At 68.4% G+C, this 17,085-nt stretch carries 18 protein-coding genes and 1 tRNA gene; 7 read left to right on the top strand and 12 right to left on the bottom strand.

All coding sequences use genetic code 11. The features are described 5' to 3' along the window. Positions 1-768, top strand: a complete 768-nt coding sequence (locus ACQEU1_RS19820; RefSeq protein ID WP_433203576.1) for an MBL fold metallo-hydrolase — start codon at positions 1-3, stop codon at positions 766-768. After that, a complete protein-coding gene (locus tag ACQEU1_RS19815) occupies positions 765-1,181 on the top strand; it encodes an OsmC family protein (protein WP_433203573.1) in 417 nt (138 codons plus the stop codon). Before ACQEU1_RS19820 ends, ACQEU1_RS19815 begins: the two co-directional genes overlap by 4 nt. Here ACQEU1_RS19815 and ACQEU1_RS19810 read toward each other — a convergent pair. Further along, positions 1,139-1,633 (bottom strand): DUF2231 domain-containing protein, encoded by a 495-nt coding sequence (locus ACQEU1_RS19810; protein WP_433203570.1) that lies wholly within the window; start codon positions 1,631-1,633, stop codon positions 1,139-1,141. The genes ACQEU1_RS19815 and ACQEU1_RS19810 overlap by 43 nt on opposite strands. A gap of 49 nt (positions 1,634-1,682) precedes the next feature. On the opposite strand from ACQEU1_RS19810, the gene rph reads away from it, so the two are divergent. Both rph and rdgB read left to right on the top strand, forming a co-directional pair. Continuing rightward, entirely contained in the window at positions 1,683-2,450 is a 768-nt protein-coding gene (gene rph / locus ACQEU1_RS19805) for a ribonuclease PH (RefSeq protein WP_433203567.1), read from the top strand. Beyond that, complete coding sequence (rdgB, locus tag ACQEU1_RS19800; protein WP_433203564.1) at positions 2,447-3,046, top strand: RdgB/HAM1 family non-canonical purine NTP pyrophosphatase; 600 nt, start codon at positions 2,447-2,449, stop codon at positions 3,044-3,046. The genes rph and rdgB overlap by 4 nt, the downstream gene beginning before the upstream one ends. On the opposite strand, the gene ACQEU1_RS19795 is transcribed toward rdgB, so the two are convergent. The 7 genes from ACQEU1_RS19795 to ACQEU1_RS19765 all read right to left on the bottom strand — a co-directional run bounded on the left by ACQEU1_RS19795 (position 3,043) and on the right by ACQEU1_RS19765 (position 9,769). Next, complete coding sequence (locus ACQEU1_RS19795) at positions 3,043-4,377, bottom strand: hypothetical protein (RefSeq protein WP_433203561.1); 1,335 nt, start codon at positions 4,375-4,377, stop codon at positions 3,043-3,045. The genes rdgB and ACQEU1_RS19795 overlap by 4 nt on opposite strands. After that, positions 4,352-5,983, bottom strand: a complete 1,632-nt coding sequence (locus tag ACQEU1_RS19790) for an NACHT domain-containing protein (RefSeq protein ID WP_433203558.1) — start codon at positions 5,981-5,983, stop codon at positions 4,352-4,354. The genes ACQEU1_RS19795 and ACQEU1_RS19790 overlap by 26 nt, the downstream gene beginning before the upstream one ends. Positions 5,984-5,993: 10 nt before the next feature. Next, entirely contained in the window at positions 5,994-6,332 is a 339-nt protein-coding gene (locus ACQEU1_RS19785) for a DMT family transporter (protein ID WP_093598737.1), read from the bottom strand. A 284-nt stretch (positions 6,333-6,616) separates the two neighbouring features. Further along, positions 6,617-7,084: a thioredoxin-dependent thiol peroxidase gene (bcp, locus tag ACQEU1_RS19780; RefSeq protein WP_433203554.1), complete on the bottom strand. Its 468-nt coding sequence runs from the start codon at positions 7,082-7,084 to the stop codon at positions 6,617-6,619. A 27-nt stretch (positions 7,085-7,111) separates the two neighbouring features. Next, on the bottom strand, positions 7,112-7,639 hold the full coding sequence (locus ACQEU1_RS19775) for a hypothetical protein (protein ID WP_433203551.1): 528 nt from the start codon (positions 7,637-7,639) through the stop codon (positions 7,112-7,114). A 338-nt stretch (positions 7,640-7,977) separates the two neighbouring features. After that, complete coding sequence (locus ACQEU1_RS19770) at positions 7,978-9,006, bottom strand: LLM class flavin-dependent oxidoreductase (protein WP_433203548.1); 1,029 nt, start codon at positions 9,004-9,006, stop codon at positions 7,978-7,980. A gap of 7 nt (positions 9,007-9,013) precedes the next feature. Then, entirely contained in the window at positions 9,014-9,769 is a 756-nt protein-coding gene (locus ACQEU1_RS19765; protein ID WP_433203545.1) for a hypothetical protein, read from the bottom strand. A 94-nt stretch (positions 9,770-9,863) separates the two neighbouring features. Between ACQEU1_RS19765 and ACQEU1_RS19760 the strand changes: the two genes are divergently transcribed. Continuing rightward, positions 9,864-10,961: an FAD-dependent oxidoreductase gene (locus ACQEU1_RS19760; RefSeq protein WP_433203542.1), complete on the top strand. Its 1,098-nt coding sequence runs from the start codon at positions 9,864-9,866 to the stop codon at positions 10,959-10,961. A gap of 447 nt (positions 10,962-11,408) precedes the next feature. On the opposite strand, the gene ACQEU1_RS19755 is transcribed toward ACQEU1_RS19760, so the two are convergent. Further along, complete coding sequence (locus tag ACQEU1_RS19755; protein ID WP_433203539.1) at positions 11,409-12,023, bottom strand: DedA family protein; 615 nt, start codon at positions 12,021-12,023, stop codon at positions 11,409-11,411. A 94-nt stretch (positions 12,024-12,117) separates the two neighbouring features. Continuing rightward, positions 12,118-14,721, bottom strand: coding sequence for a glycoside hydrolase family 97 catalytic domain-containing protein (locus ACQEU1_RS19750; RefSeq protein WP_433203536.1), 2,604 nt, complete (start codon positions 14,719-14,721; stop codon positions 12,118-12,120). A 126-nt stretch (positions 14,722-14,847) separates the two neighbouring features. On the opposite strand from ACQEU1_RS19750, the gene ACQEU1_RS19745 reads away from it, so the two are divergent. Then, positions 14,848-15,957 carry an ATP-binding protein gene (locus ACQEU1_RS19745; protein ID WP_433203533.1) on the top strand — a complete coding sequence of 370 codons (1,110 nt, stop codon included), beginning with the start codon at positions 14,848-14,850 and terminating at the stop codon, positions 15,955-15,957. A gap of 13 nt (positions 15,958-15,970) precedes the next feature. Here the strand turns inward: ACQEU1_RS19745 and ACQEU1_RS19740 are convergent. Further along, positions 15,971-16,044: transfer RNA gene (locus tag ACQEU1_RS19740), tRNA-Leu, on the bottom strand. 109 nt (positions 16,045-16,153) lie between these two features. Here ACQEU1_RS19740 and ACQEU1_RS19735 point away from each other — a divergent pair. Continuing rightward, a complete protein-coding gene (locus tag ACQEU1_RS19735; RefSeq protein WP_285638153.1) occupies positions 16,154-16,375 on the top strand; it encodes a DUF3618 domain-containing protein in 222 nt (73 codons plus the stop codon). Here ACQEU1_RS19735 and ACQEU1_RS19730 read toward each other — a convergent pair. Next, complete coding sequence (locus ACQEU1_RS19730) at positions 16,372-16,986, bottom strand: TetR/AcrR family transcriptional regulator (RefSeq protein ID WP_355298867.1); 615 nt, start codon at positions 16,984-16,986, stop codon at positions 16,372-16,374. The two genes, ACQEU1_RS19735 and ACQEU1_RS19730, sit on opposite strands and share 4 nt — an antisense overlap. Positions 16,987-17,085 lie beyond the last annotated feature (99 nt).

The raw sequence follows: 17,085 nt of genomic DNA, 5'->3' as shown, positions 1-17,085 counted from the left end.
GTGCTGCTGACCGTGCTCGGCTGCTCCGGCAGCATTCCCGGACCCGGCGCGGCCGCCTCGGGGTACCTGCTGGAGGCCGACGGGTTCACGTTGGTGCTGGAGTTCGGCAACGGCGTGCTGTCGCGGTTCCAGGAGGAACGGCCGCTGTTCTCGATGGACGCGCTGGTGCTCTCGCACCTGCACCCCGACCACTGCGTCGACGTTTCTTCTCTATATGTGGCAAGGAAGTACCACCCGACACCGCCTTCCTCCGCCTTGCCCGTGTACGCGCCCGCGGAGGCTCCTTCGCGGTTCGTCGCCGCCTACGCGCCCAACGCCGCCGAGCGGTCGTCGCTGGACTTCAGCGACGTGTTCGCGTTCCACGGCCTGGGGTCGCGGGTCGAGATCGGACCGTTCACCGTGGACTCCGCGGTGGTCGCACACCCTTGCGAGGCCTACGGGTTCCGGATCTCGTGCGGCGGCGTGTCCCTGGCCTACACCGGTGACAGCGGTCCGTGCGCCGCGCTGGACACGTTGGCCGACGGCGTGGACGTGCTGCTGAGCGAGGCGAGCTGGACGCACGCGCCGGACCGGCAGCCGGACCTGCACCTGTCCGGGCGCGAGGCAGGCGAGCTGGCGACCCGCGCGGGGGCCGGCCGGTTGCTGATCACGCACGTGCCGCCGTGGACGTCGCGCGAGGACGTGCTGGAGGAGGCCCGGTCGGCGTTCGGCGGGCCGAGTGAGCTGGTCGTGCAGGGCGGCCGGTACGAGGTGGGGGAGCGGACATGATCGAGATCGAGCGCGTGGGCGAGCACGAGTTCGTCGCTTCGAACGGGCGCGGCGCGTCGGTGCGGATCGGGCGCAAGGGCCAGGAGGGCTCGTTCAGCCCGGTGGAACTGCTGGTCGCGGCCGCCGCCGGGTGCGCGATGGTCACGTCGGAGACGTTGATCCTGCGCAGAACAGGCGGCGACCGGCTGACAGCCGAGGCGGACGCGGTCCAGTCCGAGAGCGGCAACGAGGTGGTCTCCATCCCCGTGACGCTCTCGTACGACCTGTCCGCCGTCGAGGACCCGGAAGCCCTGGAGGTCGTCGTCCGCCGTGCCGTGGAGCAGTTCTGCACGGTCACGCGCACGCTGAAGCAGTCGGCGACCTCGCCGCTTCAGCTCCCGACGCCACTCCAGACGGCCTCCGAACCGCTGTGACCGGCGCGCACGGTCTGCACCGTCGTGCCGACCGCGAGCAGCACCACCAGCACCGACACCACGACTGAGACCACCCGCCACGTCTTCGTGGTGGGTGCCTCGGCCTCCCGTTCGCGGTCCGCCAGCCGTCCGGCGACCAGCAACGCGATCACCGCGACACCGAAGCCGAGCGCGATCGGCAACAACGTCGTGCCGAGGTCCGCGTGCGTCTGGATGAGGGGGTTCTGCACGCCGTTGCGCTCGAGGGCGGCCTGGAAGTCCTCGCCGGCCTGCTTGGCCAGCGGAACAGCGGCGACACCGGCCAGCGTGACCCCGAGAACGGGCCACGCGTACCTGCGCCGCCACTTCGGGACCACGGCGATCGCGATCGAGCTGAGCGCCGCCAGAGGCAGCAGCACGACCACCGCGTGCACCAGCAGCGGGTGAAGCGGAATACCGTCGATCGTCAGCATGTCTCTCCCTACGCCATGGCGCTCCGCAGGGTTCATTAGGGTAGGGCCCGTGGTGCGAAGCGACGGCCGATACGACGACGTGTTGCGTGACATCCGGATCACGCGTGGATATCAGACCTGGCCCGCGGGCTCGGTCCTGATCGAGTTCGGGAACACCCGCGTGCTGTGCGCCGCGAGTGTCACCGAAGGAGTGCCGCGCTGGCGGCAGGGCTCCGGCCTCGGCTGGGTGACCGCCGAGTACGCGATGCTCCCCTCAGCCACGCACAGCCGCAGCGACCGCGAGTCCGTGAAGGGCCGCATCGGCGGCCGCACGCACGAGATCTCGCGCCTGATCGGCCGTTCTCTGCGCGCCTGCATCGACCTGGCGGCCCTGGGCGAGAACACCATCGTCATCGACTGCGACGTCATCCAGGCCGACGGCGGCACCCGCACGGCGGCCATCACCGGCGCCTACGTGGCCCTGGCCGACGCCGTCACCTACCTGGGTGCAGCCGGCCGCCTGGCCGACCCGTCGCCTCTCTCGTGCGCCGTGTCCGCCGTTTCGGTGGGCGTGGTGGACGGCCGCGTCCGGCTGGACCTGCCGTACGAGGAGGACTCGCGCGCCGAGGTCGACATGAACGTCGTCGCCACCGACGCGGGCACGTTGATCGAGGTCCAGGGCACCGGCGAGGGCGCGACCTTCGCGCGCTCCACTTTGGACCGCATGCTCGACATCGCGCTGCAGGGCTGCGCGGAGCTGAACCGCATCCAGGCCGAAGCCCTCGCCCTGCCTTACCCCGGCGTGCTGCCCGAGCCGAAGTCCGGTGGCAAGCGATGAAGCTTTTGTTGGCTTCCCGCAACGCGAAGAAGCTTCGCGAACTGCAGCGCATCGTGGTGGCGGAGTCATTGGCCGGCATCGACGTGCTGTCCCTTTCGGACGTGCCATCGTTCCCCGAGGCGCCGGAGACCGCGCCGGACTTCGAGGGCAACGCCCTGGCAAAGGCCCGCGACGCTGCCGCTGCGACCGGGTTGGTGTCGGTCGCCGACGATTCTGGGCTTGCGGTGGATGAGCTGAACGGCATGCCTGGCGTGTTGTCCGCTCGGTGGTCTGGGCGTCACGGCGATGACGATGCCAACCTGGACCTTTTGCTGGGGCAGATGGGCGACGTGCCGGACGAACGCCGCGGCGCCGCCTTCGTGTCTGTGGTCGCGATGGTCGTGCCTGGTGGCGAAGAGGTCATCGTCCGCGGCGAGTGGCGGGGCACATTGCTGCGTGCTCGTCGTGGCACCAACGGGTTCGGCTACGACCCGATCTTCGTGCCCGAGGGGTACGCCGTCACCTCAGCCGAGATGACGGCGGAGGAGAAGGACGCGGAGTCCCACCGAGGCCGCGCCCTCAAGCTCCTCGTGCCTCACCTGCGCAAGCTGGTCTAACCAACCCAGTTGATCGTCACGCCGGGCCCGAGCTCATCGAGCCCGACGTGACGCTGCCTCCGGATCAGCTCGAGGTGCAGCGACTTCCCCGCGAGCGCCCGCAGATCGATCTGAAAGCGACTTCGTACGTGGAGAACGTCGATCTCCGGGAGTTCCGGCAGTTCACCGAGATCCACGGGGGCATCCATGTTGACGATCTTGAGCACGCTCACGCGCGGCAGACTGGCGAGCGCTCGGTAGTCGGTCCAGTTGCGGCATCCGAACAGCCGGATCCCCGACAGATTGCTGAGATCGCAGGCCGCGGCAACCTGACTGAGATCGGCTATTAAGAGAACGTGGCCTCTCAGGAAGTTGAGATCGTCCCAAGGCTCGTGTTGAGAGAGCCACAGGCTCGCCAGATGGCGCGGCAACTGTTCCATGTCGACGTATCGATCAGCGCCGGATAGCTGGAGTTCCCTGAGCCGCTCGCAGTTGGCGAGCGGGCTGAGGGACACCTCACCGGCGACGGATGCACCCAGAGACTGCAGCTTGGGGATGGCCGGTGCGAACAAGAGATCGTGCTGGACCTCGTGGTCGGGCAGGGAGAAGCGCACCTTGTTGAGGTGCTGGAGCGCCGTGAGATGGGGCAGCAACCGCATGGCCGTGATGTCGATCGTGCCGGCAAGCAGCGGTGCACAAGCCAAGACCTCCTCAGCGAAGCGCTTTGGATCGAAGTGGATCCACGCCTTCTGGAGTTCGAATTGCACGCCAGAGCGCGGATCTCGCGCGTAAAGCGCCAGCTGGTTCATTGCTTCCGGAGAACCGACAAGCCTTGTGGCGTGAACTGTTGCTTCAGCGACTTCCTTGGGTAAATCCGTTAGGTCCTGAGGAAGATAACGCAGGATTCGGTGCCCCGCCGTGGCGAGCGACGCTGCTTCTTTCTCGTCGCGCGGTGGGACCAGTTGTTCTTCGATCATCCGGTTGACCCGATCTAGGACGGCAGGGTCGAGGTCGCGTGCCGTTTCCAGACAGGTGGCGGCGAGCAGGCGCAATTTGCGGGAGTTCAGCTGTTCGCGGTCGGCTCGGTCGAGGATCTCCGTCAGCAACTCGTTGACCTGGGTGCGCTGGCCGTGCCCGCAGGCAAGCACGATCGTTTCCGCCCATGAGTCCTGATCTGCGTGCGCGGCAAGGGTTTCGACTTGGCCGTCGTTCATCGCCTCCGCGCCGGCCAGGTATTCCTGGAAGGTGCGGTGCACGAAATTCACCTGCCCCGGCACGGGTTCGCGGATGACGCCGCTGCGTTCGAGGAGGTGCGTGACGATCGTGTCAGGGTCGTCGTGCACGTTGGGCATCGAGCGGACCTTGCGAGTGATGTGTTCGCGGACCCGTGCCGTCGGCAGCTGGCTGCGGTCGCCGAGGGTCAGCCGCCACGCCAGATCGCCCAGCAGGACGGTCTTGTCCGAGGTGGTCAGCATGCGGGCGAGGCCTCGCTCGGCATCGCGGAGGTCGAGCAGCATCGTGAGGGCTGCGGCGTAGAGCTCCATGCGGGTGTGCGGGAGTTCTGAAACCCGGCTCAGGTTGAGGGCACACAGCATTGCGCAAAGCAGCGGGGGAGGAGGCGAGGGCGCGCAGGTGCTGCCGGGCCGCCAGTTGGCTGGAGAGGCGGCGGTGCACCTCGTCGGGTGCTCCGGCTGCTTCGTGCCAGCGTTGGAGGAAGACCTTCACGTCGGCCGGTCGCATCTGCTCCAGTTCGACGGCGCGGAAGTCCAGTTCGGACAGCCATTCCCGGTCCGCTGCGGCGGGTCGCGCGGTCACCACGACCTGCGTGTCGGGGAAGGTGTTGAGGAAGTCGCGCAGCCACCGGTGGACCTTGTGGCGTTTCTCTGGTGGCACCTCGTCGACGCCGTCCACCAGCAGCAGACCGTTGCCTGCGCGCAACACCCGATGAGCCCAGCCTGCGGGCATGATTCCGGTGAGCCATCCGGTGATCAGTTCTTCCGGTCGCTCCGGCAGCGGGCCGTCGGCGTAGGCCCGCAGCCTCACTGGGAGAGGGACCAGGCCGTTCCACCGCTGGAGTTCGCCCACGAACCCGCTCCTGGCGGCGGTGACCGCTAACCAGTCCAGCAACGTGGTCTTGCCCGAGCCCGCTTCGCCGAGCACGAGGGTGCGGTCGACTAGCGCCGACTCGACTCTCACGCTGGCGACCGCGCGGTGTTCGGCGTCGGCGAACCAGTTGCGCCGTTGCTCCTCCTGCCGGGTGTGGCTGGAGACGGTGAGGCTCAGGTAGGCGACGCTCAGGGGCAGCCGGGACTTCTCCTTGCCGGACAGGCCGAGCAGTTCCAGGAAGTCGAGGTTCGCCGCCAGGTGACGGAGGTACTCGTCGCGGAACTCGTCGTCCGTGTCGGTGCCCTGCGGTGCGTAGAGCGAGGTGCGGGGCAGGCGGGCCAGGACCTCGTCGAGCAGTGCGGCCTGGGCGGTGGCGCGGGACAGGACCTCGGCCAGGGCTCGTGGTTGGAACGACGGCAGCTGTCTGATGATCTGCACGAGGTAGCGGCAGGACTGGTCGAGTGCGACCTCGTAGCAGCGGCCGGAGTCGTTGCGCGGCAGCGAGCGGCGGATGCGTTGGGCCAGAGCTTCTGGATCGGCGTCGTCTGCCAGGAGGGCCGCGTCGGACAGGTCTGCGGACGACAGCGCCTCCTCCACCGCGGTGAGGGAGGTGGCGATGTCGTTGTCGGGGAAGCGTTCCAGGGCCGATTCGAGTTGTTCGGTCACCTGGTGACCGATGTGTTGGATCAGGGTGTCGAGCTTGGCTCGTTGGGTGGGCTTGGTCAGTTCGGCCGCCGCCAACTCGGTCAGCGACAGGGTTCGCTCGTCGGTGTTGCTTGCCAGCCACTCGGTGGCGGCGCGCATGGCCACGGACTGGCCGAGACGGGAGACGGCCTGGATTTCTAAGCCCACCCAAACGAGATTAGACGGCCGCCTGGGCGTGGGAGGCCACCGACACGACGCAGACGCCTGCGGCGATCAGGGCCATGCCGGCGAGCATCGCCAGGTTGAGGGGGTCGGCGAAGAGCACGCGGCTGGTGATGGCGACCAGGGCTATGCCCGCGCCTGCCCAGATGGCGTAGGTGATGGCCACCGGGACGCCCATTCTGATCACCAGGGATTCCAGGTAGAGGGCGGTGAGGAAGCCCGTTGCGAGGCCGGCCACCGGCCAGGGTTTGGTGAAGCCGTCGGAGTATTTGAGGCAGAGGGTCGCGAAAACCTCCGCGCCTACGGCGAGGGCTAGCAGGATCCACTTGAGCATTGAATTTTCCCAGCACGAAATGCACGCAGCGCTAGGCGTGCGTGTTGAAGACAACGGTTGACGGTTGGGCAGAAAGCCCTGGTCAGCCGCCGCGCGTGGGGAAGTGGACTCGCAAGACGAAATCAGACGGGATGTCGGGACCGCTAGGTGCCGTCAAACGACACACGGTGTATCACCCTCACCGGAACAGAGGCGGCTTTGTTGCACGCCCTCGCCTCGACCATACCTCACGAAGATGCCGCCGTCGCAACCACAACGACGGCGGCATCAGAAAGTGGGGAAAATCAGGCCGGGAGTTCGCGCAGGAGCTTGGCCACGTGGCCGGTGGCGCGGACGTTGTACATGGCCTTGACGATCTTGCCGTCCGGGCCGACGAGGAACGTGGAGCGGATCACGCCCTGGACGGTGCGGCCGTAGTTCTGCTTCTCGCCGAACGCGCCCCACTCGGTGAGGACGGTCTTGTCCGGGTCGCCCAGCAGCGGGAAGGTGAGGCCTTCCTCGTCGCGGAACTTCGCGAGCTTCGCCTGCTTGTCGGGGGAGATGCCGACGACCTCGTAGCCCGAGTCGGCGAGGACGCCCAGGTTGTCGCGGAAGTCGCAGGCCTGCTTGGTGCAGCCCGGCGTGCTCGCGGCCGGGTAGAAGTACACGACCACGGACTTGCCGAGGTAGTCGGAGAGAGAAACCGGCTTGCCCTCGCTGTCGGGCAGCGTGAACGCGGGCGCGGTGTCTCCAGGTTCGAGACGACTGGTCATGCCCCAGAGACTATGCCCGCCGGCGCTCTACGCCTGGCCCTCGAAGATGGTCGGCGCGTTCTGGTCGTGGCCACCCGGCTGGATCGTCAGCGTCATGTGCACCGGTGTCTCCGGCACGGCGAACGCCAGCTGGAGTTGCGTGTCACGGCCAGGTGGGAGCTCGGCGATGGCCGAGGCGAGGCCGTTGAGGCCCTGCACGGAGTCGAGGAGCTCGGCGGCCTGCTGGTCGTCCGCTGTCGCCTTCACAGCGAGCTGGGACGGCCGGTAGGGCGTCTTGGAGCCGTTGTAGACGGTGATCGTGAAGACCGCGGTGCGCTTGGCCGGTGGGATCGCCGTCTCGGACGGTGAGAGGGAACGCGGGGCGGACACCACGACGGAGAGGCCCGAGGTCCACACGCGTTGCGTGCCGAAGGCGGCTGCGGCGGACGCGTTGGGCGTCTCGGCGCGCTGCTCGACTGTCAGGTTCTCGTCGGGGGTGACGGCGACACTGGGGCCCGCACATCCCGCCACGGCCAGCAACAGGCACAGGCCCGCGGCCGTTTTGGCGAACTTCACGAACTCCCCTTTCCCACCCCGGCGGTGGGTGTGAGCGACTCTCGTCAACTGTGACGGTGCCGAAGGGAGTAGTGCGAACGAAAGTGGCCTCTGAAGCGGACCTGGTGCCGGGCCGTGGCCGAAGTGTGATGGGCGGCGTGGGCGGCGCCACAGAGTGCGCCGGCCCCACGCCGTCCTAGTGGTCGAGACCACTGGGTGAAGCTAGGGAGCGCGTCGGGGGGCGTGCGCGCTCACACCGATCATCGCCCACTGTGTGCCACGCGCTACAAGCGGAGCCGTTTATCACCCGTTCAGAGCAGCGTCAGTCGTACGAAACGTGAAGGTCACGCCTGACCGACTCACGTACGTGCGGCTGAACGGCCCAGCGAAGGCGTCCGTTCGGCGATCTCGCTGAGGAGTTCGAACGAACGCAGACGGTCATCGTGCCCGTGCACGATCGCCGTCACCATGAGCTCGTCGGCCGCCGTCGACTCCAGCAACTCGTCCAGCCCGGAGCGGACCGTTGAGGGGGACCCGATGATCTGGTTGGCCATCCGGTCCTCGATCACGAGCCGGTCGATCTCGGTGTACGGGTAGTCCGCGGCCTCCTGCGGCGTGGCGAGCGGCTCCGGCCGGCCCTGGCGCAGCTTCACGAATGAGAGCGCTCCCGGACCTGCGATGAAGCGGGCCTGCTCGTCGGTGTCGGCGACGACCACGGACGCGCACACCATCGCGTACGGCTGGTCGAGCACCTCGGACGGCCGGAAGTGCCGCCGGTACAGCGCCAGCGCGGGCAGCGTGTTCTGGGCGCTGAAGTGGTGGGCGAACGCGAACGGCAGACCCAGCAGCCCGGCGGCCTGCGCGCTGTAGCCGGACGAGCCCAGCAGCCAGATCGGCGGCTTGTTGCCGGCGGCGGGCACGGCGTTGAGCTCGGCGGTGCCCTCGAAGTACTGGATCAGCTCGGTGAGCTCCTGCGGGAAGTTCTCCGCGGACAGCCCGGCCTCCGTGCGCCGCAACGCCCGCGCGGTCTTCTGGTCGGTGCCGGGGGCGCGGCCGATGCCGAGGTCGATGCGACCGGGGTGCAACGCCTCCAGCAGGCCGAACTGCTCGGCCACCACGAGCGGCGGGTGGTTGGGCAGCATCACGCCGCCCGACCCGACCCGGATCGTCTCGGTGGAGTCGGCGACGTGCCCGATGAGGACGGCCGGCGCCGACGAGGCGATGCCGGGCATGTTGTGGTGCTCCGCGTACCAGATGCGCTGGTAGCCGAGGCGTTCCGCGTGCTGAGCGAGTTCCCGCGCGTGCCGCAGCGCGGTCGTGGCGTCCGACCCCGACGTGATGGGCGCGAGGTCGAGAACGGACAGCGGGATCTCACTCAGACGGCTCATGTATCGATCAACACCGATACTTCGTGACTTCTTCCGTGAGCCGGGTAACTCGTTTCGCGGCTTTCTCGTACGTCGTGCCCTGCGGGTGCAGCGTCAGCACCACCACGACGCTGAACAGGCACGTCCCGGACGTGTGCAGAGCGGGCGACTTGGTGTCGAGCTCCCACTGGATCCGCGGCCGCGGCCGGTCCACGCACGGCTTCGTCGGGTCACCGAACCCCGACCAGCCCTGCTTGAACGCGGGGTGCCAGGTGGCCGACGGCAGCCCGAACGACTGGTCGAACCCGTCCGACGCGCACTTCTCGGCCCGCTGCAGGTGCCCCATGATCGTGTAGCGCACCTTCGGCTTCGCGTCCTCCAGCAGGTACCGGTAGACCTTCACCATGTCGGCGGCGCTCACCGCCGTGTAACCCCACATGCCCCGGTTCTCCGGCGGCCGCGTGTCGTCGAGCTTCAGGCGGTCGGCCACCCGCACGACGAGCTGCTCCCAGCCGTTCTCGACCCACAGCTCACTGGCCGCGTTGTCGTCGCTGACGCGCAGCATGGGTTCGATGCGCGGGTCGTCCCCACGCGTCTCCAACTGCTCGATCGCGATGAGGATCTTCACGAGCGAGGCGGATCTGATCTGCTTGTGCACGTCTCGTCCGGTCAACCTGTGCGTGATCCGGTCGTAGACCGCGTAGGACGCCGTGGTGGTGGTTACGGGGGCCGCGAGCGTGGTCGCGGGGGTCGCGAGCAACGCCATCGTCAGAAGTAGGTGCACGCCCCCGGAAGCTAGCGGTGGCTCTCACCTTTTGCCTGATGTTTTGTCGCTCACAGGGGAGAAGAAGTTCGCCCCTCCTTCCGTTGACGTGGTTGTGACGGATGTGGTGGTGATCGGCGCGGGACAGGCGGGGTTGTCCGCCTCCTACTTCCTGCAGCGGCGCGGTGTCGACCACGTGGTGCTGGACGCCAACGACTCTGCCGGCGGGGCCTGGCTGCACCGGTGGCCGAGCCTGCGCATGCGGACCGTGCACGGCATCCACGAGCTGCCGGGGATGCCGTTCGAGCAGCCCTCGCCCGAGGAACGCGCGAACGAGGCCATCCCGGCCTACTTCGCCCGCTACGAGCAGCTCTTCGACCTGCCCGTGGTGCGGCCGGTGAACGTCACGTCCGTGGCGAACGAGGGTTCGTTGGCCGACGAAGGCTCGTTGGCCGACGAGGGTTCGTTGGTCGGTGAGCGGCCCTTGCTCAGGGTCGAGACGTCCGCCGGTGTGTGGACCGCGCGCGGGCTGATCAATGCGACCGGTACCTGGCGGCGGCCGTTCTGGCCGTACTACCCGGGGCAGGAGACGTTCGCCGGTCGTCAGCTGCACACTGCTGATTACCAGGGGCCCGCCGAGTTCGCCGGCAAGAGGGTGGTCGTGGTCGGGGGTGGTGCTTCGGCTACCCAGTTGCTGTTGGAGCTGGCTCCGTTCGCGGCCGAGACCCGGTGGGTCACGCGCCACGAACCGGTGTGGCGTGAGGGGCCGTTCACCGAGGACTACGGGCGGTGGGTGATCGGGATGGTCGAGGAACGGGTGCGGGCCGGGCTCATTCCTCGCAGCGTGGTCAGTGTTACCGGGCTGGCGTTGAACGACGAGACCCGTGCGGGGATCGCTTCCGGGGTGCTGGATCGGAAGCCCATGTTCGACCGGATCACGCCTGACGGGGTGGAGTGGGGTTCTGGCGAGCGGTTCGATGCTGACGTGATTTTGTGGGCTACCGGGTTTCGGCACGACCTGGATCACTTGGCGCCGTTGCGGTTGCGTGGGGCTGGGGGTGGGATTCAGGTGGACGGGACTCGGGTTGTTTCGGATCCTCGGATCCATCTGGTGGGGTATGGGCCTTCGGCCAGCACCATCGGGGCGAATCGGGCTGGGCGGGCGGCTGTTCGGGAGTTGGTCGGGTACTTGGATGGGCTGAAGGTGGCTTAGGGCTGCCGTTTCTGTTGCGGGTGCTGGTTTTGTTGGTGTGGTCGCGTTCCAGCGGGGTTGGTTGCGATTTGTTGGTTGGGCCGTGGTTGCGAGGGTGGTCCGGCAGGTCCTGCCGAAGAGCGGGGTGGCGATTGGGGCTTGACTTCGGGGCCCTTGCGAGGTGCTTGTCGGACCGGAAAAGGCCGGGCTGAAAAGAGGCCCGGCCGAGCCACTAGTGGTAGCACCTCGCACCCAAAGTCAAGCCCCAATCGCAATCGGTGGGCTGTACCGCTGACCGGAGTGGGAACAGCCCGTTCGGGCTCGCCTGCGGCATCGCGTGCCAGGACTCGTAGGTGGTTGGGGTGCGTCGACGGCTGTCCGGTTGGGTGCGCGCGCCTGGTTTGCGTGCGTGGTTGGGTTGCGTTGACGACTGCGGTTGCGTGCGCGCGCTTTGGTGCTTGCGCTTGGTTAGGCCTTGGATTTGGTGCGGTTCTTGGTCAGGCGGGTCGCCACGAAGATGGCTACGGCTACTGCGGCCAGGGCCAGGACGATCTTTGAGCCGATGCCCACGTACTGCTCGACCAGGTGCCAGTTGTCGCCCAGCAGGTAGCCCGCCAGGATCAGGGCCGTGTTCCAGATCAGGCTGCCCGCTGCCGTGTAGGCGAGGAACGGGGCTAATCGCATGCGTTCCACGCCTGCCGGGATGGAGATCAGGCTGCGGAAGACCGGGATCATGCGGCCGAAGAAGACTGCTCGGTAGCCGTTGCGGAGGAACCAGGCCTCGGTTTTGTCCACATCGGACACCCTGACGAGGGGCATTTTTGCTGCTATTGCTCGTACTCGGTCGCGGCCCAGCAGGGCGCCGACCCAATAGAGGAGGAGGGCGCCTGCCACTGAGCCGAAGGTGGTCCAGAGGATGGCGTCCAGCAGGGACATCTTGCCTTGAGCGGCGGTGAAGCCTGCCAAGGGGAGGAAGACTTCGCTTGGTAGGGGTGGGAAGAGGTTTTCCAGCGCGATGGCCAAGGCCGCTCCGGGGGCGCCGGCCGTGTGCATCAGGTCGGTGACCCAGTCGACCAAGTTCATGCTTCCAAGTTACGGATGGTGGTGGGGGCCGACATTGGGGTAAACCGCAAAAGAGGGGTGGGGGAAACCCCACCCCTCTCTCAGGGTTGATCGCCTAGGTGCAGAGGATCCTTGCGTCCGCCCAAGAAGCGTGGTCGTTCTGGGTGCCGTCGTTGCCGTCCAGGACGCGCAGGGTGAGAGTCCTCACGTTGGTCAGGTCTGCGGTCATGTCGGTGACGGGGGAGCGCACGCCCAGCGTGGGCGTTGTGGTGAGCACTGCACCGTCGCCCAGTACCTGAAATGACACGGTGCCGCCTGCTTTTTGGCGGGCCACGTCCAGGCCCGCCTCGTCGTCCACGCCCACGGACGCGGAGAAGGTGGTGCAGCGGGCCGCCAGGTCGTAGGTGATCTCCGAGTTGGCGTGGGTGCCCAGGCCCTTGCCGTAGGTGGTGCGGCGCAGTGCGATTCCTCGGCCGTCGTTGGCAGCTGGGCCGCCGTTGGAGAGGTCCTTTTCCACCGGGCCGTCGCCTCCTGTCGCTGAGGACCAGGGGTGGTCCGAGAGGTAGGACCAGCCGTCCGGTAGTGGGCGCACCACGTGCACGCGGGCTGTTTTCTCCGACTCCGTGCCGTTGTTGAAGGACGCGACCACCGGGATGTCGAAGTAGCCCGCGGTTGCGGGAGGTACGACGGTCCAGTTGCCGGAGATGGCCTGGCCGGGGCGGAGAACCCTTGTGGTGACGGGGGATCCCTGGACCGACCAGCCGGTGGGCACGCGTGGTTCCAGCGTCACGTCGCGGACGTCGGCGGAGGTGGTGAAGAGGCCGGTCAGCGCGTAGCCGCGGGCGGAGGCCGAGACCGAGGTCCGCGGGATGGCGGGGATCGGGCGCGTGCAGGTGCGGGAGCCTGCTCGGCAGGCGATGGCCGTGAACCCGCCGTTGGTGGTCACGTCGAGGGTCAGGGTGTCGCCGGCCCGCATCGTGCGGGACTCCGCTACCAGGCCGGACGGGCCGTCGCGGGTGATCTCCACCAGCCAGCGGCCCGCGGGCAGGGAGAGCGGCACGGAGACGGTGCGGGCCTGGCCCGCGTAGCCGCCGCCGAGGAACCAGCGGTCGCCGGAGCGGCGGGCGAACACCGCGTGGTCTGCCGGGCGGCCGGACAGGAGGCGGGTCTCGTCCCACGTCGTGGGTACCTGGTCCACGAAGCGTTCGGCGATCGGGCGGGCCGCGTAGTCCTCTGGGCGTCCCGCCAGGTTGGCGAGGCCCGACTCGTAGAGCACGGTCAGCGCCAGTTCGTGGGCGTCGGACGTGGTGCGGGACGGGCGGTGCCAGGCCAGCGGCGTGTAATCCATGCCGCCGACCACGCCGCGGGTGAACGGCAGCGCGGTCAGGTGAGCGCCGGTCAGGCCGGAGGACTTCTCGCCGCCGTGGACGGCCTCCATCGTCATCACGTGCGGCCAGGTGCGGTGGACGCCGTGCGGGATGGTCGACCCGTGGAAGTTGACCAGCAGGTGGTGGGCAGCGGTCTCGGCGAGGATCCGGTCGTACCAGCGGTAGCGGTCCTGGCCGTCGGAGTCCATGAAGTCGATCTTCACGCCCGCCACGCCCCAGCGTTCGAACAGGGCGAGCCGCGTGGCGCTTTCCTCGGGGGTGTCGAGCTCGTCGTAGTGGACCCAGAGGTGGATCTTCACGCCGCGGGCGGCAGCGTACGAGATGAGGGACGGGATCCACGACGTCTGTTCCCACGTCGGGTCGTAGTCCCAGTTCGGGTCGAAGTACCACCCCGCGTCGACCAGTGCGTACGGCCAGCCGTGTGCTGCTGCGTAGTCCACGTACTGCTTCTGCATCGCGAGGCTCTGGCCCGCTTCACGGCCGCCCGCGAGCCAGCTCCAGAACACCTTGCCCGGCTTGATCCACGACGTGTCGCGCACCTTCGAGCGCGGCGCCAGGTCGTCCACCAGGGTCGACTCCGACACGTCCGCCAGCGAGCCCACGACGACGGTGCGCCACGGCGACTGCCAGGCGCCGTCCACCGCCACCCGCTCGTCCCAGTACCTGATCGAGTAGAGGCCGGATCCCGCGGTGTGCGCCAGGCGAGCGCCTGAGTGTCGTCCGTCCACAGAGGACTCGGTCAGCAGCGCGTACACACCGTTCGTCTCGAACAGTGCGGGATGGAGGTACTCGGCCGTCTCGGCGGCGGCCGCGTTCGTCTGCGCGAACGGGTTTTCGTAGTCACGCCGGTACTTCGCGATCCACCCGGTCGCGGCGGACGGAACGCGGAACGCCGACGTCTCGCGCAGCACGTCGCCCAGCCCTGCCGGGACCTCGTACCGGTACGCGACACCGTCCGCCGCGGTCCGCACGACAAGATCCAAACGGGCCGCTCCGGAGAACGAGTAGCGCTCCTCCCGGTGGACCACCGAGCGCTGCCGTTGCTTGCCGGACGACGCCGTGTAGTGCTCGACCACCCGCCGTTCGGTCCGTCCGGTCAACCGCAGACCCGACGAAAGATCCGCTCTTTCCGTCACCACGCCCAACGGACTCGGTTCCAGCACCGTGGTGCCGCCGCGCGTCACCGACAGGCTCGGGACGCCGTTCGACAGCGTCACGACAGCTTTCGGCCACGGGGAGTCTTGTGCTGCTGCTGTTGGAGTTATCGCGCTCACTGCGAGCGCGGCGACGAGTGCTCCCGCCACGCGTCGCCGCACGGTGGACAACCGCATGCCCAGTCCTTCCAGACGTCGGTCGCGGCGGCGACACATCCGATGTATACGCGGTCGAGGGCCATTGGTCCACAACCGGGGGAAAGGCCTTTCCGGCATGTAATCGTTTGACTACGATCGTGTTCGATGGCTGACCTGGTGGGGACGTGTGCGATCTGCGGCACCGCGACCGCCACCTCCCGGCGCAGACACGCGAGGTACTGCTCGAACGCCTGCCGGCAACGGGCCTACCGTCAGCGCGTCCACGAACCCGTTACGGCACTGGACAGTTTCATCGGCCGCGACGCCGAACTGGCCCGTCTCGCCAGGCTCACCACCCGCGTGCTGACGCTCGTCGGACCGGCGGGCGTCGGCAAGAGCCGGTTGGTCAGGGAGCTCGCGAAGGACGCGACCTGGGTCGAGCTCGACTCCGCCGGTGACGTCGCGCGGGCGTGCGCGGAGGCGTTGGGCGAACCCGCCGAACCGGTGCTGAGCACGCTCGTGGACGCCCTGGCGGCCCGCAGGACCGTGCTGGTGCTGGACAACTGCGAGCACGTCGCACGGGAGTGCGCGGCGCTGCTGGAACCGCTGCTGCTCGGCTGCCCCGGCCTCACGGTGATCGCGACGAGCCGCGAACCGCTGCGGGTGCCGGGCGAGGTCCTGTTCGCCGTGCAGCCGTTGTCGATCACCGACGCCGTGGAGCTGTTCACCGACCGGGCCCGCGCGAACCAGGTGGGGCTGCGGCTCGGCGACCGGAACGTGATCGCCGCCCTGTGCGACCGCCTGGACCGCCTGCCGCTCGCGATCGAGCTCGCGGCGAGGCTCGTGACGGTGCTGCCCGTCCAGGAGCTCCTGGCGCGCCTGGACGACCGCCTGGAGCTGCTCAACCGCGGCAACCGCACCGCCGCCGTCCGGCACCAGAGCCTGCGCGCCGCGATCGGCTGGAGCTATGAACGGCTGAGCGCCGACGAGCAGCACGTCTTCCGGTGCATCTCGCAGGGGCAGGGAGGGTTCGGCCTGGACGTCGCGGTGCAGGCGTGCGACCTGCCGTCGGACCGGGTGCTGGTGCTGCTGTCGGCACTGGTGGCGAAGTCGCTGCTGACGTTCACCGGGGCCGGCCGGTTCGAGCAGCTGGAGTCCGTCCGGCTCTACGGCCGCGAACGCCTCGCGGAGCAGTTCGCTGGGGATCCACCCGGTGTCCCCGCCGCTAACCTGAGGGCGGTTCGCCGCGGGCCAGCCCCCGCGGCGAATCACTGAAACCGCAGATCAATGAGGTCGGGGGGACTCGAACCCCCACTGGCTGGGACCTAAACCCAGTGCCTCTGCCAATTGGGCTACGACCCCTCGCGGAGAAGCCTATAGGCCCTCCGTGGACTCGCTCTCGCGGGTCGCGCGAAGCCGCGGTCCTGGCCGTCCACTACGGTTGCGGGCAGAACCGCTGCTAGGAGGACATGTGGCTCGCGATCCCGACACCATCCAGCGCGAGATCGAGCAGGCTCGCGCCGCGCTGGCCGCCACCCTGGACGAGCTCAGCGAGCGGGCCAACCCGCAGAAGCTCGTCGAGCAGGGCAAGTCGTCCGTGCTCGACGTGCTGAGCCAGCCCAAGGTCAAGTACACGCTGATCGCGGTCGGCGCCGTGGTCGGCTTCGCGCTGGTCCGCAAGCTGTTCCGCTAGGACACCCGCACCAACGGCAGGAGCACCTGCTCGACGACCTTCTCCACGAACGGCTCGTCGAGCGGGTCCCCGGTCAGCATCAACCGGTAGATCAACGCGGCGCCCGCGATCTCGACGGCCATGCCTCGCGGCGCGTCGGCGCGCAGCTCGCCCCGTTCGGCGGCCCGGTCGAGAATGCCGCGCAGCACGTCGCGTTGCGAGATCAGGAACGTCTCCCGGAACGCCGCCGCCAGCTCCGGCTCGTGCGGCAGCTCGCCCACGAGCGCCTGAGCCGCCTTGCCGATCGGTCCCGAGAGGAACGCGGCGAACGACGAGAGGAACTCGCGCAGGTCCCCGGCCAGTGAGCCGGTGTCCGGTGCCGCGAGGTTCTGCGTGGCGAGCTGGGTGCACGTGTCGATCACGAGATCGAGCTTCGACTCCCACCGCCGGTAGATCGTCGCCTTGCCCGCTCTTGCGCGCGCGGCCACGGCGTCCATGGTGAGCGCCCGGTACCCGACCTCGGCCATCACCTCCAGCGCCGCCTGACGTAAAGCGTCGTCCCTGCTGGCGTCGCGAGGACGACCCCGCTGCGGGGCCCTTCCCTCGTTGAACGCCGTTGTCGACACGGCCATGCCACCTCCTCGTACCAGGGCACGGCTCGTGCGTGTCCTCCCCGCCCCTTTGGCGGCACATCCTAGGCGTCTTGCCCATCTTGCAGGGTGAGCAGCACC

The organism is Lentzea sp. CA-135723 (assembly GCF_050936595.1).
Classification (GTDB): Bacteria; Actinomycetota; Actinomycetes; order Mycobacteriales; family Pseudonocardiaceae; genus Lentzea.
This window is presented reverse-complemented; position numbering and strand designations above follow the sequence as displayed.

Coding starts and splice junctions, on each gene's coding strand:
- ACQEU1_RS19815 (WP_433203573.1), top strand. CDS start 765: ATGATCGAGATCGAGCGCGTGGGCGAGCACGAGTTCGTCGCTTCGAAC.
- ACQEU1_RS19810 (WP_433203570.1), bottom strand. CDS start 1,633: ATGCTGACGATCGACGGTATTCCGCTTCACCCGCTGCTGGTGCACGCG.
- rdgB (WP_433203564.1), top strand. CDS start 2,447: ATGAAGCTTTTGTTGGCTTCCCGCAACGCGAAGAAGCTTCGCGAACTG.
- ACQEU1_RS19795 (WP_433203561.1), bottom strand. CDS start 4,377: ATGCCCAACGTGCACGACGACCCTGACACGATCGTCACGCACCTCCTC.
- ACQEU1_RS19785 (WP_093598737.1), bottom strand. CDS start 6,332: ATGCTCAAGTGGATCCTGCTAGCCCTCGCCGTAGGCGCGGAGGTTTTC.
- bcp (WP_433203554.1), bottom strand. CDS start 7,084: ATGACCAGTCGTCTCGAACCTGGAGACACCGCGCCCGCGTTCACGCTG.
- ACQEU1_RS19770 (WP_433203548.1), bottom strand. CDS start 9,006: ATGAGCCGTCTGAGTGAGATCCCGCTGTCCGTTCTCGACCTCGCGCCC.
- ACQEU1_RS19755 (WP_433203539.1), bottom strand. CDS start 12,023: ATGAACTTGGTCGACTGGGTCACCGACCTGATGCACACGGCCGGCGCC.
- ACQEU1_RS19750 (WP_433203536.1), bottom strand. CDS start 14,721: ATGCGGTTGTCCACCGTGCGGCGACGCGTGGCGGGAGCACTCGTCGCC.
- ACQEU1_RS19745 (WP_433203533.1), top strand. CDS start 14,848: ATGGCTGACCTGGTGGGGACGTGTGCGATCTGCGGCACCGCGACCGCC.
- ACQEU1_RS19730 (WP_355298867.1), bottom strand. CDS start 16,986: ATGGCCGTGTCGACAACGGCGTTCAACGAGGGAAGGGCCCCGCAGCGG.